Source organism: Agrobacterium sp. 22-226-1 (assembly GCF_053522345.1).
Window position 1 is genome coordinate 318,031 of record NZ_JBNWCP010000003.1, and the last position, 20,168, is coordinate 338,198.

The 20,168-nt window shown below is 60.3% G+C and carries 18 protein-coding genes; 4 read left to right on the forward strand and 14 right to left on the reverse strand.

Features of this window, described 5'->3' with window-relative positions; translation table 11 throughout:
• Window positions 1-158: 158 nt before the first annotated feature.
• The 5 genes from recJ to ACQZ5K_RS07360 form a co-directional block, all read right to left on the reverse strand.
• Window positions 159-1,967: a single-stranded-DNA-specific exonuclease RecJ gene (gene recJ / locus ACQZ5K_RS07340; protein WP_236780859.1), complete on the reverse strand. Its 1,809-nt coding sequence runs from the start codon at window positions 1,965-1,967 to the stop codon at window positions 159-161.
• Window positions 1,968-2,061: 94 nt separating this feature from the next.
• Entirely contained in the window at window positions 2,062-2,286 is a 225-nt protein-coding gene (locus tag ACQZ5K_RS07345; protein ID WP_003524853.1) for a hypothetical protein, read from the reverse strand.
• A gap of 187 nt (window positions 2,287-2,473) precedes the next feature.
• Complete coding sequence (locus tag ACQZ5K_RS07350) at window positions 2,474-3,784, reverse strand: homoserine dehydrogenase (RefSeq protein WP_003524852.1); 1,311 nt, start codon at window positions 3,782-3,784, stop codon at window positions 2,474-2,476.
• A 61-nt stretch (window positions 3,785-3,845) separates the two neighbouring features.
• Window positions 3,846-5,066: an LL-diaminopimelate aminotransferase gene (locus ACQZ5K_RS07355; protein WP_448740012.1), complete on the reverse strand. Its 1,221-nt coding sequence runs from the start codon at window positions 5,064-5,066 to the stop codon at window positions 3,846-3,848.
• 302 nt (window positions 5,067-5,368) lie between these two features.
• Window positions 5,369-6,328 carry a nucleoside hydrolase gene (locus ACQZ5K_RS07360; RefSeq protein WP_059758720.1) on the reverse strand — a complete coding sequence of 320 codons (960 nt, stop codon included), beginning with the start codon at window positions 6,326-6,328 and terminating at the stop codon, window positions 5,369-5,371.
• Window positions 6,329-6,512: 184 nt separating this feature from the next.
• Here ACQZ5K_RS07360 and ACQZ5K_RS07365 point away from each other — a divergent pair, with 184 nt between their 5' ends.
• The gene (locus ACQZ5K_RS07365) at window positions 6,513-7,316 is read left to right on the forward strand and encodes a TSUP family transporter (protein ID WP_448740013.1); all 804 of its coding nucleotides are present in this window, start codon (window positions 6,513-6,515) and stop codon (window positions 7,314-7,316) included.
• 32 nt (window positions 7,317-7,348) lie between these two features.
• Here ACQZ5K_RS07365 and ACQZ5K_RS07370 read toward each other — a convergent pair whose 3' ends face one another.
• The 8 genes from ACQZ5K_RS07370 to hemN all read right to left on the reverse strand — a co-directional run bounded on the left by ACQZ5K_RS07370 (window position 7,349) and on the right by hemN (window position 15,450).
• Window positions 7,349-8,044, reverse strand: coding sequence for a hypothetical protein (locus tag ACQZ5K_RS07370; protein ID WP_035240634.1), 696 nt, complete (start codon window positions 8,042-8,044; stop codon window positions 7,349-7,351).
• A gap of 279 nt (window positions 8,045-8,323) precedes the next feature.
• Complete coding sequence (locus ACQZ5K_RS07375) at window positions 8,324-9,253, reverse strand: lipid A biosynthesis lauroyl acyltransferase (RefSeq protein ID WP_448740014.1); 930 nt, start codon at window positions 9,251-9,253, stop codon at window positions 8,324-8,326.
• A gap of 5 nt (window positions 9,254-9,258) precedes the next feature.
• Window positions 9,259-10,287, reverse strand: a complete 1,029-nt coding sequence (locus ACQZ5K_RS07380) for a zinc-binding dehydrogenase (protein WP_448740015.1) — start codon at window positions 10,285-10,287, stop codon at window positions 9,259-9,261.
• A gap of 145 nt (window positions 10,288-10,432) precedes the next feature.
• Entirely contained in the window at window positions 10,433-11,716 is a 1,284-nt protein-coding gene (locus ACQZ5K_RS07385) for a beta-ketoacyl-ACP synthase (protein ID WP_003524844.1), read from the reverse strand.
• An 11-nt stretch (window positions 11,717-11,727) separates the two neighbouring features.
• Window positions 11,728-12,924 (reverse strand): beta-ketoacyl-ACP synthase, encoded by a 1,197-nt coding sequence (locus ACQZ5K_RS07390; RefSeq protein ID WP_448740016.1) that lies wholly within the window; start codon window positions 12,922-12,924, stop codon window positions 11,728-11,730.
• A gap of 209 nt (window positions 12,925-13,133) precedes the next feature.
• The gene (locus ACQZ5K_RS07395; protein WP_080816951.1) at window positions 13,134-13,613 is read right to left on the reverse strand and encodes a 3-hydroxyacyl-ACP dehydratase FabZ family protein; all 480 of its coding nucleotides are present in this window, start codon (window positions 13,611-13,613) and stop codon (window positions 13,134-13,136) included.
• An 88-nt stretch (window positions 13,614-13,701) separates the two neighbouring features.
• Window positions 13,702-13,986 (reverse strand): acyl carrier protein, encoded by a 285-nt coding sequence (locus tag ACQZ5K_RS07400; RefSeq protein ID WP_003495848.1) that lies wholly within the window; start codon window positions 13,984-13,986, stop codon window positions 13,702-13,704.
• A 114-nt stretch (window positions 13,987-14,100) separates the two neighbouring features.
• Window positions 14,101-15,450, reverse strand: a complete 1,350-nt coding sequence (gene hemN / locus ACQZ5K_RS07405; protein ID WP_448740017.1) for an oxygen-independent coproporphyrinogen III oxidase — start codon at window positions 15,448-15,450, stop codon at window positions 14,101-14,103.
• A gap of 213 nt (window positions 15,451-15,663) precedes the next feature.
• Between hemN and fnrN the strand changes: the two genes are divergently transcribed.
• Window positions 15,664-16,389: a transcriptional regulator FnrN gene (gene fnrN / locus ACQZ5K_RS07410; protein ID WP_338810378.1), complete on the forward strand. Its 726-nt coding sequence runs from the start codon at window positions 15,664-15,666 to the stop codon at window positions 16,387-16,389.
• A 409-nt stretch (window positions 16,390-16,798) separates the two neighbouring features.
• Here fnrN and ACQZ5K_RS07415 read toward each other — a convergent pair whose 3' ends face one another.
• Entirely contained in the window at window positions 16,799-17,338 is a 540-nt protein-coding gene (locus ACQZ5K_RS07415; protein ID WP_003524833.1) for a hypothetical protein, read from the reverse strand.
• A 25-nt stretch (window positions 17,339-17,363) separates the two neighbouring features.
• Here ACQZ5K_RS07415 and ACQZ5K_RS07420 point away from each other — a divergent pair, with 25 nt between their 5' ends.
• Together ACQZ5K_RS07420 and sfsA are read left to right on the forward strand one after the other, a co-directional pair.
• Window positions 17,364-19,223, forward strand: coding sequence for a PHA/PHB synthase family protein (locus ACQZ5K_RS07420; RefSeq protein WP_448740018.1), 1,860 nt, complete (start codon window positions 17,364-17,366; stop codon window positions 19,221-19,223).
• A 223-nt stretch (window positions 19,224-19,446) separates the two neighbouring features.
• The gene (gene sfsA / locus ACQZ5K_RS07425) at window positions 19,447-20,166 is read left to right on the forward strand and encodes a DNA/RNA nuclease SfsA (protein ID WP_448740019.1); all 720 of its coding nucleotides are present in this window, start codon (window positions 19,447-19,449) and stop codon (window positions 20,164-20,166) included.
• Window positions 20,167-20,168: the final 2 nt, after the last annotated feature.

A 20,168-nucleotide genomic window follows, 5' to 3' on the forward strand; every position in this document is an offset into this window, starting at 1 on the left:
CCCCTAGGGCGTGCCACTTGCTTCTCCTTTAAAATCAGCTGTCTGCACGAAAATCTTCACACTTCGCGTAAAGAAGTTTCGTTGCGCCTCGTCCGCTCGCCTGGGCCGGTGTCCGGTGAAATTCCAGGATAGCTGGAAGGCCCTGTCAGTGCGCAAAGTCAGGGCGCAAAAGCAGCGTCCAGAACGCGCAGTTGAACGCGCCTCTGGCCCTGCCAGAGATCGGCGCCCACGGTGCCAGCGACGTGAATGTTCCTGCCACGCGCATTCAGCAGCATCTGCCCCAGAGGCGCTTCTGCGGCGCGAAACGCGATGCCATCCAGTCGTGAGCCGTCCATGGCCTCCAGCGTGATCTTGACGTGAGCTGTCCCCACAAGCCGCACATCGCGCAGGCGATGCGCCGGTACGGCAAAGATGGGCTGCGAATGACCGGAGCCATATGGACCGGCCTGCTCCAACTGGTCGACAAGCTGCAATGTGGCACCCGACGCGCCGATAGCGCCGTCGATCTTCAGCACGCTGCTTTCTACCAGCTCGTTCACGGTCTTTGCCGCCGCTTCCTCGAAGAAAGTCCTGAGCTTACCGAGATTGGCGCGCTCCACCGTCAGTCCGGCCGCCATGGCATGCCCGCCGCCCTTGACCAGCAACCCGGCCTCCACGGCGGCGCGCACCATGCGCCCCATATCGAAGCCGTTGATCGAACGGCCGGAACCGGTGCCCTTGCCGGAGGGATCGAAGGCAATGGCGAAGGCGGGACGACGGAAGCGATCCTTCAGACGCGAGGCAAGCAGACCGACAATGCCGGGATGCCAGTTTTCACGCGCAGTCACGATGACGCCCGCACCCGAGCCGTCGCCATATTCGAACAGCGCCTCCGCCTCTGCTTCCGCCAGCATGGCGGCTTCCATCGCCTGCCGCTCGCGGTTCAGCTCATCCAGCCTCTCGGCAATGACCTCGGCCTGCGAAGCATCATCGATGGTCAGGAGACGGCTGCCGAGCGCAGCGTCGCCGATGCGGCCGCCGGCATTGATGCGCGGCCCGATCAGGAAACCGAAATGATACGGCGTCACAGGTCCGCCCAGCCCCGCCTTCTTGAAGAGAGCAGCGAGCCCGGCATTGTTCATATGGCGCGCGGCAATCAGCCCCTTCACCACATAGGCGCGGTTGAGCCCCTTCAGCGGCACCACATCGCACACGGTGGCAAGCGCGACGATATCGAGAAGCGATAGCAGATCGAGCGTGAAAGCCTGCCTGTGCCGCCTCTCTTTCAACAGCCGCAGGGTGGCCACCAGCACGAGGAACACGACGCCGGCGGCACAGAGATGCCCCTGCCCCGAAAGATCGTCCTCGCGGTTGGGATTGACCAGCGCGACGGCCGGCGGCAGCTCCGTGCCGACCTGATGGTGGTCGATCACCACCACATCCGTTCCCGCATCCCTGGCGGCCTTCAGCGATTCATGGCTGGTGGAGCCGCAATCGACCGTCACGATCAGCGTCGCACCATTGGCGGCAAGCTGCTGCATCGCCGCCGGGTTCGGCCCATAGCCCTCGAAAATACGGTCGGGAATATAGATTTCCGGTGTCAGACCGAAATGCGCGAGAAACCGGTACATCAAAGCGGAGGAAGCAGCGCCGTCGACATCGTAGTCGCCAAAGATTGCCACCTTCTCCCCTGTCTCGATGGCCCGGACCAACCGCTCGGCGGCCTTTTCGCAATCGGTCAGCACATGCGGATCGGGCATTAGGGAACGAATGGTCGGATCGAGGAACGCCAGGGCGTCATCGACACCCACACCGCGCCCGGCAAGCACCCGTGCGATCAGTTCTGGAATGGCGTGGATCTGGGACATGGCCAGCGCGCGGTTCTGCCCGGCCTGATCCAGCCGCGACACCCAGCGCTGTTCTGTCGCCGACCGCTCCACGCTTAGAAACGCGCGGGCCACGGTATCGGCCGGCTCCATCATTGCCATCCTGTCCATTCATCCTGTCATGCGCCCAATCGCGCTTTAAAACGGGCTAAATGGCGATGACGCGTTTTTCAAGCAAAAACGCGCTTATGAGGATTCACACCGAAAAAATCGAAAAAAACGGGCTGACGATCGAGACAGCGCCAACAAGCAGTAGCAGCGAGAACACGGCAAGCGAACACCAGTTGCGCTCATGTTCCCCCATATCGAATTCCATGCTGCGAATATTGTCATTGGCATTGTGAGGCCGCGCCCGGTGATGGGCGGCCGCAACGCCTGCGCGCTTATTGTCCTTGAACAGGATGATCGATGTCACGGCCACGCCTCCCTCGCTTGGTGAACAGAATTAACCATAGTGCCGAATCGCCTTGTTTTCCAGCGCTTCCGACGCCGTCCCCCCAAATTTTATGGGCGCGAGACTACCGGCACGATGCAGGCAGCCATAGAACGAAAAACCGCGCCTCCATCCGGAAGCGCGGCCCTCGATAACATCAAGATGACGAAGCGTCTCAGGTGCGCTCGATGCGGATGACCTGCGGCTCGCTGACGAGATATTTCTCGTTCTTGATCGCCTTCACGGCCTTGCGGATCGCATCTTCCATCGTCGCGTGGGTAACGAGAATGATGGTCTGCGGCGCGCCTTCCACATGCACGCGCTGACGCTGCACGATGGATTCCAGCGAGATGTTGTTATCCGCCATGCGGGTGGCGATGGAGGCGAAGACGCCGGCCTGATCCTTCACCGTGAGGCGAATGAAATACCCCCCCTCATGGCTCTTCATCTTGGCGCGGCGGTATTCCGTCAGCGATTTCGCCGGACGGCCGAGCACCGGCACCTGCTGGGCGCCCGGACGGCTCTTGGCGATATCGGCAATGTCGCCGAGCACGGCAGACGCCGTGGCGTTGCCGCCCGCACCTGGGCCAACCATCAACAATTCGCCGAGGATGTCGGATTCGATCGCCACCGCATTGGTCACGCCATCCACCTGGGCGATAACGGAATCGAGCGGCACCATGGTCGGATGCACGCGCTGCTCGATGCCGGATTCGGTCACCTGCGCCACGCCGAGAAGCTTGATGCGGTAACCGAGTTCGGCGGCCGCCTGAATGTCCTCGCTGGAGATATTGGTGATGCCTTCCAGATAGATGTCGTCGGCCGAAATCTTGTTGCCGAAGGCAAGCGTCGTCAGGATGGCCAGCTTGTGGGCGGTATCGTTGCCCTCGATATCGAAGGCAGGATCGGCTTCGGCATAACCCAGCCGCTGCGCTTCCTTCAGACAGGCCTCGAAGGACAGCCCTTCCTTCTCCATCTTGGTCAGGATGTAGTTGCAGGTACCGTTCATGATGCCATAGATGCGCGACACATGGTTGCCGGTGAGAGACTCACGCAGCGCCTTGATGACGGGGATACCGCCGGCCACCGCCGCTTCGAAATTGAGAAGCGCGCCCTTGTCTTCGGCAATGGTCGCCAGTTCGACGCCATGCTTGGCCAGCAGCGCCTTGTTGGCTGTCACCACATGGAGACCGCGTGCAAGTGCCGCGCGCACCGCATTTTCCGCCTGACCGGAAGCACCGCCGACCAGTTCGACGAAGACGTCGATCTCGGCTTCGCTCGCCAGCTGCTCCGGCGTGTCGAACCAGGTAATACCCTTGAGATCGATGCCGCGGTCACGCGAACGGTCGCGCGCGCTCACCGCAATAATCTCAATCGCGCGTCCGCAGGTAATCGCAAGTTCGTTGCTTCTCTGCTGGAGGATGCGCACGAGCGAAGCGCCGACAGTGCCGAGCCCCGCTATGCCGATTCTCAATGAATCTGCCATGGGTATGTTCCTGATTTGCTGATGATGGTGGCGGCCGAGGCCCGGCCGCCTTCGGTTGCCCTTATCTGTGGGCGTTGAGCGAAACGACGTTATGCATCGTTTCGTCTGCGCTCGACAGGAAACGCTTCAGATTGCGCGCTGCCTGACGAATTCGATGCTCGTTTTCCACGAGCGCGAGACGGACGTAATCATCGCCCATTTCGCCAAAGCCGATGCCGGGAGCAACGGCAATATCTGCCTTCTCGACCAGAAGCTTGGAGAATTCCAGGCTGCCGAGATGGCGGAACTTTTCCGGGATCTTCGCCCAGGCGAACATCGTCGCCGCCGGCGGCGGAACCTCGAAACCGGCCTTGCCGAAGGTGTCGACCATCACATCGCGGCGGCGGCGATAAACGCTGCGCACTTCGGCGATGTCGGAACCGTCACCGTTCAGCGCATGGGTGGCCGCAACCTGGATCGGCGTGAAGGCGCCATAGTCGAGATAGGACTTCACGCGGGTCAGAGCCGCGATCAGCCGCTCATTGCCAACGGCAAAGCCCATGCGCCAGCCGGGCATGGAGAAGGTCTTCGACATGGAAGTGAATTCCACCGCAACGTCGATTGCGCCGGGAACTTCGAGAACCGATGGCGGCGGATTGTTTTCGTCGAAATAGATTTCCGAATAGGCAAGGTCGGAAAGCACGATGATCTCGTGCTTCTTCGCAAAGGCGATGACGTCCCTGTAGAAATCCAGCGAGGCGACATGCGCCGTCGGGTTCGACGGATAGTTGACGATCAGCGCCAGCGGCTTCGGAATGGAGTGGCGCACCGCGCGCTCCAGTGGCCCGAAGAAGCTGTCATCCGGCTCTACATTCATCGAACGGATAACGCCGCCCGCCATCAGGAAGCCGAAGGCATGGATCGGATAGGTGGGGTTCGGACACAGGATCACGTCACCCGGCGCGGTAATGGCCTGCGCCATATTGGCGAAGCCTTCCTTGGAGCCGAGCGTGGCGACGACCTGCGTGTCGGGGTTCAGCTTCACGCCGAAACGGCGGGCATAATAGGCTGCCTGCGCGCGGCGAAGGCCGGGAATGCCCTTGGACGAGGAATAACGATGGGTACGCGGGTCCTGAACGACCTCGCAAAGCTTGTCGACGATGGCCTTCGGGGTCGGAAGGTCGGGATTGCCCATGCCGAGATCGATGATATCGGCCCCGGCCGCTCGCGCGCTCGCTTTCAAACGGTTGACCTGTTCGAAGACGTATTGCGGCAGACGCCGGACCTTGTGAAACTCTTCCATCTCTTTCCTCATGGGAATGGACCGGTTCTGCCGGCCCATAACGAAGGTTCGTTTTTTGTTGTTAAACGCCGCCGACACGAACCGACCCGGCAGGCGTTATTCATTGTAGCGCAAAGCACGGGAAAACCTACAAGGCTTTTCTCGGCCCACGCCGCATAGCGGTGATCCGCCCGTCCTTCCGGCACGGCCTTCTCAGGCCCGCCGGCAAGGCGGATCGCGCACTATGATCAGGGAACTTGCATAACGCCAGATTCTTGGAAAATGCAAGGCAAGCCATGCTCAAGAACGGCCATTCCTGTCGTTCAGCCGCGCTCACCCTTCACAATTGCCGCGCGGATGACCGAAAGCACGCGCTCCGGCTCGATATCCGTGCAGATGAGCTGGCTCGGATGCCCGTCCCAGTCGCCAGGCGGAAAGGCGCGGCCATCCGGCTTCTGGATCGTCTGGCCGTCGGCAAGACCGCCGCACACGACACGCACCGGGCCGCTGCGGGTGGTAAACAGTTCCGGCGCGACGAGATAAACGCAGGCGCAGCTGTCATGCACCACCATGCCGTCGCCGGTGCGGGTCTTGTAGAAATCGATATAGAATTGCGACAGGTCGGAAAGCAGCTGCACGGGCTTGCCGCCGGCCTCTGCCATCTCCGCCATGAAGGCGCTGGTCATCACGGTTTTCGTCGTCACGTCCAGACCGACGACGACAACGCGCCAGGGCGCGGTGAAGACGAGATCGGCCGCTTCCGGATCGCCGTGAATATTGGCTTCGGCCGCCGGCGAGACATTGCCGTTCATGTCGAAGGCGCCGCCCATGACGATCACTTCCTTCACCAGCGCGGCGAAATCCGGTTCCTCACGCAGTGCCAGCGCCAGATTGGTCATGCGGCCGACGGCGATCAGCGTCACCTCGCCGGGATTGGCCTTCACCGTCTCGATGATGAAGCGATGCGCCGGGCGCGGATCGAGCGGCAGATCGATGGTTTCAGGGATATCGATATCGCCGAGACCGTTTTCGCCGTGGATAAAGGTCGGCCAATGGCCTTCCTTGCGGGCGGGATCGAAAGTCACGCCGGCGCCTCTCGCAACCGGCGCGGTCATCTGCCATTCCCGCTTGAGGAAAAGCGCATTGCGGGTGGTGATATCGATGGGGGCGTTGCCGAAAACCGTGGTGACGCCGATCAGATCGATATCGGGGTGGCGGTGCAGGAACAGAAGCGCCATGGCGTCGTCTACACCGGGATCCGTATCGAATATCACTTTATGCATAATGCCCTCATCCATATGTCTTCAAGCGCCATCCTCTTCTGCCGGCGACGCGCCACGGAAACATAACGATAAGCGGCAACACCGCAATCCCCCCGCAGGCGGCATATCATGCAGAAAAATATTGCGTGGCGGTCTTTTCAGTGAAAGAAGAAGCCCTCTCCCGCCGCCTGCCCGGACATCCCCAGTGCAAGACATCGCCCTCAACGTATTTATCGTCCTTTTCTGCGTCGCCATCTTTGCCGGCTTTATCGATTCCATCGCCGGTGGTGGCGGTCTCATCACCATTCCGGCGATGCTGATCATGGGCATTGCACCGCTCGATACGCTCGGCACCAACAAGCTGCAATCGCAGTTCGGCTCTGCCTCCGCCACCATCGCCTATGCCCGGCGCGGCCATGTCAATCTGAGGGAACAATTGCCCATGGCCGTCATGGCCATGCTTGGCGGCGGGCTCGGTGCGGTCACCGCCGCCTTCGTGCCGTCGGACCTGCTGCGCACCATCATGCCGTTCCTGCTGATCGCGATTGCGATCTATTTCGCCTTCAAGCCACAGATCAGCGATATCGACAGCCATCGCCGCATCACACCTTTCGTGTTCGGCTTCACCGTCGCGCCGCTGGTGGGCTTTTACGACGGCGTTTTCGGCCCCGGCGCGGGATCCTTCTACATGCTCGCCTTCGTGGCGCTTGCCGGTTTCGGCATGTTGAAAGCAACCGCCCACACCAAGCTTCTGAACCTCGGCTCGAACTTCGGCGGTTTCGTCGTGTTTGCGATAGGCGGTGCGGTTTTGTGGAAGCTCGGCCTCGCCATGGGCGTCGGCCAGTTCATCGGCGCACAGATAGGCTCCCGCTTCGCCATGAAGAACGGCGCCAAGATCATCCGCCCTCTGCTGGTGCTTTCCTGCCTGGCCATGGCGACAAAGCTCCTTGCGGATGCATCATCCGCATGGTCCATCGCCGCGATATGGGAAACGATATTCCCAAAATAAACGGGAGTGTCGTCAGAGACGGACGTGCAGCGTCATGCCGTGGCGCGGCGTCTGCGATCCTCGATTTCACGGATGACGACCATCGCGCCAACAAGCTTGTAGGCAGATGAATAACACGGCGACATTTCCAACGATTTCACGATCGTGCGGCCGTTCTGGTCTTCCGCGTAGGTATACTTCGACGTATCGCCCTTGAAACAATTGTCGAGCTTGTCCCTGAGATCGTTCTGGAAACGGTGGACGCCAACCAGTTCCGCAATATGGCAACCCACAAGCCCTTCCGGCGCATTGCGCTGAAATGCGTCAAGAGAATTGGCGAACGAAACGCGATAGCCGGGTGTAACGATCACGACAGGATCGTCCAGATCGTTGAGCATGTCTTCATCGAGGATCAGGTGGCGATGGTGCCACTCCAGCGTGTCCTCGTCCTCGTCACCAACGACTTTGGCCTTCGAAGGCATGCCGACGTAACGATCAACGAGCGTCCGCAGAAGCTCGGAGTTGCGCTGGACGCAGCCCAGATCTTCCGCCTCGTGGTTGAGGAGGTCGATGGCAAAACGAAACTGCTCGCGAATATCTTCGGAATTTTCTGTCTTGCGTCCGACGACCCGCTCGAGAAGCTGCTCCAGTTCACGCTCCAGCACTGCGATCTTGTCGGCTTCGTTCTTACCAACGGCAGATTGCAGTTCCGTATAACGCAGCCAGAACAACTCAATCAAATCTTTCAACCCAACTCTCCCTGAACGGGCATAACCCGGTTCCCAATGCGAACGGATTAACCCTTTGCCCCCTGATTATAGCGTCTTTGCACTTAAAAATGACGTAACGAAACGCAGGAACGCCGCGGGGATTGTTGTCCAAAATATCACAGCAGCCGCCAATTTTTCAATTTCGATAATCCATGAACGAAAAATGAGGTTCCGCTAATATGGAAAAACACCAAAACGCACGGTTTCCCGGCCGAATTTCGTGAAAGGCGCGGAAAATCCGGCCGCACGGCAGTCACCTCAAATCTGGTGCTTCACGTCCCAGCGATCGTGATACCACAGCCATTGTCCGGGGTATTCGCGCACCCAGCTTTCCACCTTGTCGTTCAGAAGCTGCGCCGTCGCCTGAATGTCGACATTGCCCTTCTCATCGCGCGGAATTTCAACCCTGGGCTCTATTTCCAGCCTGTAGCGATTGTCGGGAAGACGCACGCAACGGGCCGGATAGACATCGCAGTTGAACTGCCGCACCAGCTTGGCAAGCAGCGGATTGGTGCGGACTTCAAGGCCGAAGAACTTCGTTGTCAGACCCTTGCCGAACTTCTGGTCGACGAGCACGCCGACGCCACCGCCCTTTTCCAGCTGCCGCGCAAGCGCGAAAGAGGAACCGGCGTGCGACGGCACGAGATTGCCCATGCGCTCCTTGCGGAAATTGAACACCTTGTCGGCCACGAAAGGATTGTTCGGCGGACGAAACAGCACCGTTACATCGAGACCGAAAGCCGAGCCGGCCACCGGCAGCAATTCGAAATTGCCGCTATGGGCGGTAAAGACGATGAAGGGCCGCGGATTGTCGCGCAGCTCGAGGAAGGTCGGAATGCCCTCGACCTCGATGCGGCCCGGTTCGTTCTTTTCCGGATCGAAATCGAACAGCCGGTCGAGAAACACATATTCCGCCGCAAGCCGGCCCATATTGGCCCAGCTATCCATGGCGATCTCTAGCCGCTCCTCCTCGGATTTCTCCGGAAAGGCGCGCGCTAGATTATGGAGCATCAGCCTGTGGCGGCCGGTTTTCGGCCCCACCCAGCGCGCCAGCCGGTCGGCGGCGCGAATGCCCGCATCGGCGGGAAAAAGCTTCAGCAGGTTGAGAAGGCCGAAGGCGAATGTCGCAATCAGCCACTGCCGGAAGTGGTCCAGTTTCAGGACAATCCGTGTCAGGAACAGCTTCAAGATGTTCAGTCCATCCGCAGAACGATCTTGCCGAACACCTGACGCGTCTCCATGCGCTCCAGCGCCCGGTCGATATCGTCGAAGGTGACTTCGGTGTCGATGACGGGATGAACGATGCCGCGCGCCATCTTCTGCATGGCGTTGGCCATGTTTTCCATGCGGCAGCCGAAGGAGCCAAGCAGCTTCAGCTGCTGCTGGAACAGCATCATTAGGTTGATTTCGGTGGAAACGCCCGACGTGGAACCGCAGGTGACGAGACGGCCGCCACGCTTCAGCGAGAACATCGAGGCGACGAAGGTGTCCTTGCCGACATGTTCGAACACCACGTCGACACCCTTCTTTTTCGTCAGCTTGCGCACGACGCCTTCGAAACGGTCGGTGCGGTAGTTGATAACGTGGTCGGCGCCCAGCGCCTTCGCCCGTTCGATCTTGTCGTCGGAACCGACAGTGGTAATGACGGTACAGCCCATCTTCTTGGCAAGCTGGATCGCCGCCGTGCCGATGCCGGAACCGCCAGCATGGATGAGGATCGTTTCGCCCGGCTCAAGCTTGCCATTGTCGAACAGCATGTGTTCGACCGTGCCGAAGGTCACCGGTGCGAGAGCCGCAGCAACGGCATCGACGCCATGCGGCGCAGGCACGAGCTGGCGGGCGGGAATATTGATCTTTTCCTGCGCGAAACCATCAAGGTGGAAACCGTGCACACCCTGCACATGTTCGCACAGATTGTCACGGCCTTCGCGACAGGGCTTGCACAGCCCGCAGGTGCGCGCACCGTAGATCGACACGAGCTGGCCGGGCAGCACATTCGAAACGCCCGGACCGATGGCTTCGACCACGCCCGAAGCCTCGGCACCGATGGTCAGCGGCATCTTGCGCTTGGCGAAAGCCATGCCACGCCAGCCCCATACATCGATGTGGTTGAGCGCAACCGCCTTGACGCGCAGCGTCACCTCGCCCGGCGCCGGTGCATCCGGTTCGGGCAGGTCCACTTTTTCGAGCTTCCGGTCGTCCACGAGTTGAAGAGCGCGCATATATCAGTCCTTCGCCCGAAGGCGTTAATCTCTAGTGCGATTCCAGCAAAACTCTGTAACCGTTTTGCGGCCGGAATGCGTAATCAAAGAAGCGAGAGCGTTTCCGCAGTTGCCCGGGAAACGCTCCTGTTGATGGCGAAACCGGTTAAGCCGGTTCCCGCGTCATGACAAGGCTTGCATTCTGCCCGCCGAACCCGAAGGAGTTGGACAGAACCGCACTCACCTGAGCATCCCGCTTCACATTCGGCACCACGTCGAGCGTGATGGTCGGATCGGGATTGTTGTAGTTGATCGTCGGCGGCAGCGTGCCGGTCAGCATGGTCTGCAGCGAGAACACCGCTTCCACGGCGCCTGCGGCGGTCAGGGTATGGCCGATCATCGACTTGTTGGACGACAGCGGAATATCCTTCAGGCCCTCGCCGAAGACGGCGAGCATGGAGCCATATTCCATCTTGTCGTTCTCGGGCGTCGAAGTGCCATGGGCGTTGATGTAACCGATATCGCTTTCGGCCACGCCCGCATCGGCCAGCGCCGCGCGGATCGTCGCAATCGCCGGGCCGCCATCGGGCGAAGACCGCGTGCGGTGGAAGCTGTCGGCCTTCTCGCCAGCACCCTTGATGATGCCCAGCACCTTCGCACCGCGTGCAACCGCAGCTTCGAGCGATTCCAGCACCAGCGTCGCCGCACCTTCGGCGATCACGAAACCGTCGCGGTCCTTGCTAAACGGCTTGGAGGCCTTTTCCGGCGGGTCGTTCTGGGTCGAAAGCGCGGAGAGAAGCGAGAAACGAATGAGCGCCTCGGCACTGACCGAACCGTCGGTCGCAACCGTCAGCGCCCGCTCGGTGCGGCCCTGGCGGATAGCCTCGACACCGAGCTGGATCGCGGTCGCGCCAGATGCACAGGCGGTGGAAAGCGTGACCGGCAGGCCGCGTGTACCGAAACGGTCGGAAAGACGCTCGGAAATCGCGCCGAACAGGGCGGCTTCCTGGAATGCCGGGTCGGGACGCTGGCGGAAAGCCGTCAGGAACCGTTCATAAGCATCGCCCGGCTGGGCGGCCGGCGGAGACCGGTCGGCAAGCTCGAAACGGGCGCTCCATTCCGGCTCGATAGGCGGCGCTGCGAGAAACAGCGGGCCGTCGAAATCGCCGGAGATCCCGGCCTGCGCCAGCGCCTCGATGGTGGTTTCGCGGGCGAAAGCATAAGAACGCTCGACGGAATTCGGAACAGGTATATCGATGAAATCCACCGTGCCGCTGATGCGGGTCGAAAGCCCTTCGGTCGGAAAACGGGTGATCTTGTGGATGCCCGATTTTCCCGATGTCAGCGCCGCCCAGTTATCGGCAAGCCCCTGCCCGAGCGAGGTGATGATGCCCATGCCGGTGACGGCGACGATGGGACGACCGAGATGATCCCTGAAATTGGAAGTCATGGTCTTTCTCCTCAAACGTCGCGGGACAGAACGGCGACACCTTCGCCGCGCACATGGCCGACGGTGGTGACGACGGCTTCGCTGGCCACCTCGCCCATGGGCTTTTCCTCAGCCGCATCGAAGGTAGGCACCTTCGCGCCGCTTTCAAGCGTCAGCGCGGCAAACGCCAGCCCGAGCGGGAACTGTGCTTCCAGCCCATGACCGGTGACACCGCCAAAACCGCGAATGACGGCATTCGGAAGGGTCTTTTCGAGAATATCCTTCTCGCGGGCCGTCACGCCGTCATAACCGCTCGCGCCGGAAAACACGACGGTCGCCGCGCTGTCCTTGGCGGGAGCAAGCAGCCGCTCCATGCGCTTTTCCATCTTGCCTTCGTCACGGCTGCCGCGGTCGCCCTCGATGGCGTCGATGCGGGCATAAATGCGCGCGCCGCGCTCGCTGGCGTGCTTGCGCGATTCCAGCACCAGGAAGGCTCCGAGCGAACCGGAAACCATGCCGCCGCCTTCCTGGCCTTCGCGCGACCACAGCGGCTGCCAGCCGCCCTGCGCATGCGCGCCGATGGCCTCAAACAGCAGGATCATGTCGGGACGTTCCGCCGAGAAAGCGCCGCCCACCAGCGCATGGCTCGATTCGCCGGAGCGAATGCGGTGAAATGCGGTTTCGACGGCGGAAATGCCGGCCGCTTCCTCGCCCATGAAGGTGCGGGAAGAGCCGGTGACCTTGTGCACGATGGAGATATTGCCGGCCATCAGGTTGGAAAGCTGGGCGAGAAACAGCGTCGGGCGCAGTTCCGTCGTCAGCTTCTCATTGAGCAGCTTTTCGCGGTCATTGCGCTTCAGCGCCTCGTCGACGATCAGCGTATCGACATTGATGTCGCGCTCACCGCCGCCGGCCGCAACTATCATGTCCATGGTGGCGCAGGCTTCGGCATCTTCCTTCAGCCCGGCATCGTCGAGTGCGAGACCGGCGGCGAAAACGCCGAGGCGCTGCCAGTTTTCCATCTGGCGCTGGTCGCCGCGCTTGGCGATCTGCGCGGACCAGTCGATCTCCGGCATGGGATGGACCGGATAGGGCTTGAACTTTTCGGTCTCGACCACCGGCTCCGGCACGGCGGTTCCGGAAAGAAGCGCCACATGCGCCTGGCTGCCGACGCCGTGACAGGTCACGATGCCGACCCCTGTTATCACCACATCATTGTCAGATTTCATCGTCTGTCATCCTTTGCAGCCGGCCCCGTCGAAACGGTCACGGCTATCCAACAGCGGTCGCGAACAACCACTTCATGCGTTGCGGAATAAAGCGCGCGATGCGGATTGGCAATGGTGAAGGCCTGATCCGCCGTCGCGAGCCCACGATTTTCGCGCTCAAAAACCGGGCCGGCGGGAAAAACGCTCTCCTTCGAAACGAACGGAAACGCTTATTTCTGCGCATCCGCGGCAATCGCCGCCATCAGGCCGACTTCTTCCGCCCGCTTCTTGACGATAGGCCCGAGCGGAATTTCGCTGAAGGGCATGGTCCTGAGCTTAAGCTGCGCGTCGCAGACCTTCTTGCCATCCGAGGTGATCTTCGCCTTGGTAACGGCAAAGCCGGAGCCGTCATGCTCCAGCACCGCCTCGATGTCGAGAACAGCGCCCGGCTCCACGAAGGTACGCATCTTGGCGCCGTCGACCGACATCAGGAACGGCATGGACGCAAAATCGGAAAACGCCAGAACCAGCATGCCGGAAGCCTGCGCCATGGTCTCGATCAGAAGCACGCCCGGAACGAGCGGCATGCCGGGAAAGTGGCCCTCGAAAACCGGGCTTTTGTCGGGAACGACAGACTGCGCCTTCAACGTGCGCGTCGCCATGTCCACGGCCTCGACCTTGTCGATCATCTGAAAATATTCAAGCAGCATCCGTCCGGCCCGTCTCTGGTCGGTTAGTCATGGTTTGCCCGCAGGCGGCATCAAAAGAAAATGCCCGCTGCAAGCGGGCATTGTCACATCAGCCCTTGGCTGCGCGCAATTCGTCGATCTTGGCGCAAAGGTTCTTCAACACGAAATATTCTTCGGTGGAAACCTTGCCTTCGTTGACTTCCTGCGTCCACTGCTCGAGCGGAATCTTGATGCCGAATTCCTTGTCGATCGCGAAAACGATATCAAGAAAGTCGAGGCTGTCGATGCCCAGATCGTCGATCGTGTGGCTCTCCGGCGTAATGGTTTCGCGGTCGATTTCGCTGGTTTCGGCGATAATGTCGGCAACCTTGTCGAATGTAGCTGTCACGCCCATAATCCTTATTGTCGTTCGTATGAATTATCCTGTCTGACGCACCACATAGGCAAGTCGCACAAAAAAGCCAATGGTTTCGTGACGTAACTTTGAAATTTGCCCCAAAACTGTTGCCTAAACAGCAACCGAATGACGGCCGCGTCCATTGCCGAGATAAGCGTCGAAGATTGCCGCGATGTTACGCACGAAGGGCTTTCCAGCCTCCGTCACCGCAAAAATATCGGCGTCCATCCGCACCACGCCGTCCCTGTCGCTTGCGGCAAAATGCTGCGCCTGGGCTCTCACGGAATGGCTCACCTTTCCGAAACGGTGCTGCAACTGCGAAAGATCGATAGCGAAATCGCACATCAGCCTTTCGATGACATGCGAGCGCAGATGATCGTCCTCAGACAGCTCTATGCCCTTGACGGCGGCAAGACCGCCCTCGCCCACCATCCGCTGATATTCCCCCGTCGCCACCATGTTCTGCACATAACCCTGCGGCAGCCTGCCGATGGATGATGCGCCAAGCCCGATCAGCGCATCGGCCGTGTCGGTCGTATAGCCCTGAAAATTCCGCCGCAGGGCGCCGGCTTCGGCGGCCTGACACAATGTATCGGTCGGCTTGGCGAAATGATCGATGCCGATGGCCTCGTAACCCGCCTGCTTCAGCATCTCCGCCGCCATTGTCATCTGGCGGTAGCGCTCGGCAATATCCGGCAGGGCGTGCTCCTGAATCAGCGACTGGTGTTTTTTCATCCACGGAACATGCGCATAACCGAAAAGCGCGATACGATCGGGGTCGAGCGACACGATCTGGTTCACCGTCTTTTCCAATGTCCCGCAGGTCTGGAACGGCAACCCATAAAGAATGTCGCAATTGACCGAGTGAACACCCCTCGCCCGCACCGCATCCACAACGGATTTCGTCTGTTCGAAGGACTGGATGCGGTTGATGGTTTTTTGCACTTTGTCATCGAAGTCCTGCACCCCGAGGCTCGCCCGCGACATGCCGATGGCGGCAAGCGCATCGTAGCGGCTGTCATCCAGATCGTTGGGGTCCATCTCGACGCTGATCTCGGGTGCGAGGCCGAAGGTGAAATGACGCCGCAGACAATCCATCAAGTCCTGCATGTCCTCCGGCTTCAGCATGGTCGGCGAACCGCCGCCGAAATGCACGGCGCTCACCACCGCATCCGGCGAAACAAGCGCGCCGACAGCTTCTATCTCCTGCTTAAGTGCTTCAAGATAAACGGCAATCGGTTCGTATTTCAGGGTGTGCTTGGTGTGGCAGGCGCAGAACCAGCAAAGCCGGTCGCAATAGGGAATATGCAGATAAAGCGACAGGCGATTCCTGTGACCGAGCGCGCCGAGCCAGCGGCGATAGGTGCCATTATCGATTCCCTCGTGGAAATGCGGCGCGGTCGGATAGCTCGTGTAACGCGGCACTGCACCCGAATATTTGTGAAGAAGTTCGGTATTCATCGCCCGATTTGCCTTTTATCAAGAAAATGTCGATTTCCTCTCTTTCAGTAACGGCTGCGACAGTTTGCAACTTTGACTTCAATCAAATTGCACCGTAAGTTCTTGCTAAAGTAGACGCAGGGGCGACGGCTACGTGGCGAAAGCCTTGCATGAGACCGGATTTGACACCCACGGTCGCAATCGTCCTGAAAAAGCCAGCATTGGAAAAGGCTTATGGACACGCTGCAGAAGACCATCCACAATTCGGAAGAACCCGTCGTTTGTCGCTCCTGCGAGGCGCGCCATGGCGGGCTTTGCAGCAGCCTGACGCCGCAGCAGCTTTGCGAGCTGAACCGCCATTCCAGCCGGAAAAAACTGGAAGCGGGCAACGAGCTTCTTGGCCAGGGCGAACTCGTCACCTCCTACGGCAATATCCTGAACGGCGTGGTGAAGCTGTCGAAAATGATGTCGGATGGCCGCCAGCAGATCGTCGGCCTGCAATTCGCACCGGACTTTCTCGGCCGACCCTTCATGGCGGAAAGCAAGATGACGGCGGAAGCCGCAACCGATGTGGAGATTTGTCTCTTCCCGCGCCGCGTCGTCGACCGGATGGTTTCCGAAGTGCCCGATATGGAACGCAAGCTCCACAGCCAGTCCCTGAAGGAATTGGACGAGGCGCGCGACTGGATGCTGACGCTGGGCCGCAAATCGGCGCAGGAAAAGGTTGCCAGCTTCCTTTATATGATCGCCACCCATATCGACCCGGAAAACGACGACAAATCCTGCTTCGACCTGCCGCTTTCACGCGCCGATATCGCCGATTTCCTCGGACTCACCATCGAAACGGTTAGCCGGCAAATGACAAAGCTGCGCAAGGAAGGCATTATCCGCATCGAGAACAATCGCCACATCACCGTGCCCGATCTCGACGTGCTGAGTGACGCCGCCGGCAACGACTGACGGAATTCGCCCTCTCACTGCCCCTGAAGTGCAGGTGTCCCGAAATTGATGTGCGGCGCCCGCGCCTGAGCGGGTGCGAGCGCAAAACCGGCAAGAACCAGCAAAGCGGCGATGCATTTCATGATATTTCACCCCGTGCCCCGCTTTTTCAGCGGCCTGTTTGTTATGGCTGCATCATAAGCGGCAAACCTAATCCATCCGCTTAACATCTTGGGTAAGCGGAAGGTTCAAAGGCAGGGTAAAGAAGGGGTTACAAGCTCGGCATCGCCGCGTGTCTCTTCTCCCCGGCGGGGAGAAGAAGCAGAGGCACCCGCTCGCTCCATATGGAATCGCGCGTTTGGGGGCCTGTTTCGTCAATCAAAGATAATCTGGCTAGTCGCTGAGACCGCGCAAACTGCGCGGCGTGATCTCACTGCGAGGCGGCAGGCGTCGCAACCGGCTTCTGGTTTTCGGCAAGCGCCCGCAGCTCGGCCACGCGGCGCTTGTATTCGGCTTCAGAAATCTGGCCGTTGCGCCGTGCCGCACCGAGCCGCGACAGGCTCGATTCCATGGTGGAGGCCTCATCCTCGCCCATCTGGGTGCCAGCGGCCGTCAGCGGCTGCGAGAAGGTGGGATAGGTGCCGGTGTCGCGCTTCTGGCTAACCGCAGTGTCGCTGACCGGGCGCGGGCCGACGATTTCGGCCGTCGGGCGGCGCATATGGGCGGGCGCGACGATCGGCTCCGGAGCCTTGCAGGCGGCAAGTGTGGCGGCGAGCATTGCGCCGGAGAGCGAAAGCACAGCGATTCTTGCCGCATTTTCCGCATATGTTCCCCATGTGCCCATGTGCTTGCCCATCGTCATGTTCCGCCTGTAAGGATATCTGCCGATATCGAATTCGACCACGGTTCGGCCCTTTGCGGCCTCCCCTTGCTGGTGGAACTTGTATTCGTTTTCATGCAGAATGTGCAAACACAAATTTGGTGGAGGATGGTGCATGGCAGGTGTTGACGGCGGGGGCACGAAAAAGGGCGGCAAAACGCCCGGCTTCGACGCCAGCTCCGCCGAGGCTTACCTGATCCGCGATCCGGAAACCTTCGCGATCAACATCGCCCGTGCGCTCGAAAATCTCGGCAAGGCCGCATCCGAGTGGCTGGCGCCGCGCGAACGCGGTGAGATTCCCCAGACCAGCGCCGATCCGGTAACCGATCTCGTCAAGACGCTCTCCGATGTCGCCGAATACTGGATGGCCGAACCGAAGCGCTCGCTTGAGGCGCAGACCCATCTGCTTTCCAGCTATTACGATCTCTGGGCGAAATCGGTGGCGCAGTTTTCCGGCGATGCCGATTCGGCCCCGGAAAAACCCGCCGAAAGCGGCCCTGCGGAACGCAGGAGCAGGCGTTTTGCCGATGCCGACTGGCAGGCTAATCCGTTCTTCGATTTTCTCCTGAAGGCCTACCAGACCACCGTCGGTTTCGCCGACCGGATGGTGACGGAGGCAGACGGGCTGGACGAACATACCCGAACCAAGGCGCTGTTTTACATGCGCCAGGTAACGGAGGCCCTTTCGCCGGCCAATTTCGTCTTCACCAATCCACAGGTCTTCCGCGAAACGGTCGCCTCCAGCGGCGCCAATCTCGTCAAGGGCATGGCGCAACTGGCGGAAGATGTCGCGGCCGGCAATGGCCACCTGAAACTGCGCCAGACCGATTACAGCAAATTCGTCATCGGCCAGAATATCGCCGTCACGCCGGGCAAGGTGGTGGCAAAAAGCCCGCTCTGCGAAATCATCCATTATGCGCCGACGACGCAGAAGGCCTTCAAACGGCCTTTGCTGATCGTGCCGCCATGGATCAACAAATTCTACATCCTCGATCTCAACCCACAGAAATCCTTCGTCGGCTGGTGCCTCGAGCAGGGCCACAGCGTCTTCATGGTCTCCTGGATCAACCCGGATGCCCGCCTCGCCGACAAGGGCTGGGATGATTACGTCCGCGAAGGCATCGATTTTGCGCTTGATACCATCGAGGAGCGGACCGGCGAAAAAGAAATCAACGCCATCGGTTATTGCGTCGGCGGCACGCTTTTATCCTCAGCGCTGGCGCTGCATGCGCAGCAAGGCGATGAGCGCATCCGCAGCGCCACGCTGCTGGCCGCCCAGACCGATTTCATCCATGCCGGCGATCTCAAGGTCTTCATAGACGAAGGCCAGCTTGCCGCGCTGGACAAGCATATGCAGGCGGTCGGTTATCTCGACGGTTCGATCATGGCGACCGTCTTCAACATGCTGCGCGCCTCCGATCTCATCTGGCCCTATGTGGTCGATAACTACCTGCGCGGCGCCGAGCCCCTGCCCTTCGACCTGCTCTACTGGAACTCCGATTCGACCCGGGTGACGGCCGCCAGTCACTCGTTTTATCTGCGCAATTGTTACCTCGAGAACAATCTCGCCCGCGGGCTGATGCGGGTCGCCGGCAACCGGATCAATCTCGGCGACATCAAAATCCCCGTCTATGATCTCGCCACCCGCGACGACCATATCGCCCCGGCGAAATCGGTCTTCACGGGTGCCGCCCTGTTCGGCGGGCCGGTGGAATTCGTGCTCGGCGCATCCGGCCACATAGCCGGCGTCATCAACCCGCCGCAGCTTGAAAAATACCAATATTGGACAGGCCCGTCACCGGCCGGAGACTTCGACGGCTGGCAAGCGGCCGCCACCCCGCATAAGGGCTCCTGGTGGGTGCACTGGCAGAACTGGATCGAAAGCCAGGATGGCGAGAAGGTAAAAGCGCGAAAACCGGAGGACGGCAAGCGCCCCGTGCTCGGCGATGCGCCGGGAACCTATGTCCTTTCGTAGGATGTCGGTGAAAAAGATGACCACACACGACAGAAAGGTGTCTTCCACCGGCGTTCCCCTCACCCTCATTCCTGTGCTCGTCACAGGAATCCAGTCGACGCGCGTCTGCGAGGCGAAAGACTCGCTTCAGCCCAAGGACTTGGGCTGGCTGGATCCCTGTGACAAGCACAGGGATGAGGGATAAAAAGATCCCGCAAACACACACGCTTACCTTCAAGGCATCATGCTCTTCACACCCCCGCTTACCCCCGCCACGCTGATCGCCCGCTACAAGCGCTTCCTGTTCGACGCTGTTCTGGAAGACGGCACCGCGATCACCGGCTCCTGCCCCAATACCGGCTCCATGCGCGGGCTCACGACACCGGGCTCCCGCATATGGCTGTCGGAACATGACAGCCCCACCCGCAAATACCGGCACATGCTGGAAATGGTCGAGGCCGATGGCACCACGGTCGGCATCAATACCGGCATGCCCAACCGGCTGGCGGAAGAAGCGATCCTCACCGGCCGCATCCCCGAACTTGGCGGCTATTCGACGATCCGGCGCGAACAGAAATATGGCCGCAATTCGCGTATCGACTTCCTGCTGTCGCAACCCGGCCGGCCGGACGCCTATGTGGAAGTGAAGAACGTGCATTTCATGCGCGAGCAAGGCCTCGCCGAATTTCCTGATACCGCCACCAAACGCGGCGCGAAACATCTGGAGGAACTGGGTGACGCTGCGGAAGCAGGTTACCGTTCGGTGATGCTCTATCTCATCCAGCGCGACGATTGCGACCGCATGCGCATCTGCGACGATCTCGATCCCGTCTATGCGCTGGCGTTTCAGCGGGCGATGGCGCGCGGCGTGGAGGCCTATGCGGTGAAATGCGCGGTTTCCCCGACACAAATTTCGGTCAGCGGAACGGTTAAGATGGACGAATGGCGTCCGGCTGTTTTATGAAC